Raw genomic sequence first — 2,108 nt, forward strand, 5'->3', positions numbered from 1 at the left:
CTTAGTATATTAATAATCAGGATTTGAGAAAAATCTGAGGGTTCATGACATGTTTAATTTATCTTAAAATATGTAAACGTTAAAATTTTGCATAATCTTTGCATGCTTGATGTTAGAAGTTTTTCAGATTAATTTTTATCCCTTTGTGTTTATCAATAGCCAAGACAATGCATTTATATCGGAATTTTAAGAATTTAGTATAAGTTAATAGCAATTATTAAGGGATAAAAAATCAGAAACTCATAGATACATGCTTATACAGTTAATTTCTATTTGAATCTATTTGAGGAATTGTTTATTTCCATATCACCAGAAATATATATATTTTTAAAATATGTTTATTGGTGTAATATATGATTCAGAAATATCATTTAAAATGCCCAAAGTGCGGACATGAATTCAATATAAATTATGATCCATGGGTCAGCTTTCCTGATCCAGATCTTGGAATAATAATCCGTGAGGGAAAGCATCGATTTGCTGTCAGGTGCCCGGCATGCCACAAGACATCTCATTATCATATGTCTGATGATGGTGAACAGCTCTCTACGTGGTAAGGCAAAATGTGTACTTTGTGATCACTATAACTGTTTCAAATTTATGGGTAGAAATTAAGAATGTGATAAAATGTCTAAATAACTAATAGGCGTTATAATATATTTAAAATCTGGTTTGTAAGTTCTCTTAAAGATTACATGCAAATTGGTTGATATAATCTACATTAAGGTTTAAATAAAAAAATAAAATTCATACACGTGAAGATTAAAACGCTGGTTATGATTTTATTGGGTTTTATTCTAATCATGGATTCAATTTTATTGTACTCCAAATATTCATATATGTATTATCCAGTTCCCATCAATTACTCAGCATCAGCAAAAACCGCCATTGTGTTTACAGTTTTTACAACAGTTTTAATTATAATTGGCACCATTCTAATATCCTTAGGAATTTATAAGATTATTCGTGAAAACTATGTAATTCCAAAAATTAACCATTACTGGCTTATTTCTTTAATTTATGGTATAATAATAGCAATAATAGGTGGAATGATACACATAGCTCCATCCGGATTTCATTATCCGCATTATGTTTCTTTTACATATGGCCTTCCGATGTTTGTTCCAAATTTTATGATTTATTATTCAAGAATAATAGGATTATACATGTATCCTCTTCAGCTGCTGTCTCTAGTTGCTGTTAGCCTTACCGGTGCTGCAATAATGGGGATATCATTTAAAGGAATAAGGTCAAGAAAAAAGTCTGTTGCGTCAATACTGGGAACAGTTGGGGTTTGCCCTGCCTGTGCTGCCGGGACCCTCTTTGGTTTCGTTATAGGTGCAAGTCCATTTTTAAGCTCATTTTACCTTAACGTATTGTACGGCAATACTCTGGATGAGGTTTTAATAAGCATGCTTTCACTGCTTCTTATGTTTATCTTTTTACTTTACGTGCTTAAACCATACAAAATAAAAACCAAAATAATAAGGTCAGCACCACTAAAAAATTAACTTTTATTTCATTATTTCATTATAATCTATAAAATCCACATTCTTTTTTTGTAAAAAATTTTTAATATCCTGGTCATCAGCTATAATTTTATCCGGTTTCAATAATTCTATTATTTTTTTAATATACATCTCAAATATATTATTCATTAAAAAGTCCATTGTCACAATCCCGTTAAGTTCAGTTCTTTTAAACATTGCATTAAATGTGTCCCTATTTTCTGGAGATAATGGGAAAAAATCCACAAAATTTAAATTCAAATTTTTTGATTTGCAATAGGAAATTAGATCATTAAAACGTTCTTCAAAGTAATTTTTATCATCCATGGAATATTCCATGGGAGTAATAAAATTTATAAAAAGAAAACCACCTGTAATTATTTCATTATCAGGGGAATAAACAGTATAATCAGTGGTTGTAAATGTTATTGATGGATCGCTGTATTCAAGGTCCTCATACTCAAGGCCTCCAGAACCATACTCAGAATTATGTATATATGTATTGTCTCTTATTATGTCGATATTAAAAACGAAATCGATGGCCACTCTCTTTAATTCATTTAATTCCCTCAATGAAACGCTCATTTGCATCATAATAAA

At 29.8% G+C, this 2,108-nt stretch carries 3 protein-coding genes; 2 read left to right on the forward strand and 1 reads right to left on the reverse strand.

Features of this window, described 5'->3' with window-relative positions; genetic code table 11:
- The first annotated feature begins 353 nt into the window (after positions 1–353).
- Both AOG55_RS09845 and AOG55_RS04325 read left to right on the forward strand, forming a co-directional pair.
- Entirely contained in the window at positions 354–557 is a 204-nt protein-coding gene (locus AOG55_RS09845; protein WP_048101085.1) for a CpXC domain-containing protein, read from the forward strand.
- A gap of 198 nt (positions 558–755) precedes the next feature.
- Positions 756–1,511, forward strand: coding sequence for a hypothetical protein (locus AOG55_RS04325; protein WP_156318748.1), 756 nt, complete (start codon positions 756–758; stop codon positions 1,509–1,511).
- A 3-nt stretch (positions 1,512–1,514) separates the two neighbouring features.
- Here the strand turns inward: AOG55_RS04325 and AOG55_RS04330 are convergent.
- The coding region (locus AOG55_RS04330; protein WP_236688968.1) for a hypothetical protein at positions 1,515–2,108 on the reverse strand (594 nt) is incomplete at its 5' end.

This window comes from Acidiplasma cupricumulans (assembly GCF_001402935.1).
In the GTDB taxonomy this organism is placed as follows: Archaea; Thermoplasmatota; Thermoplasmata; order Thermoplasmatales; family Thermoplasmataceae; genus Acidiplasma; species Acidiplasma aeolicum.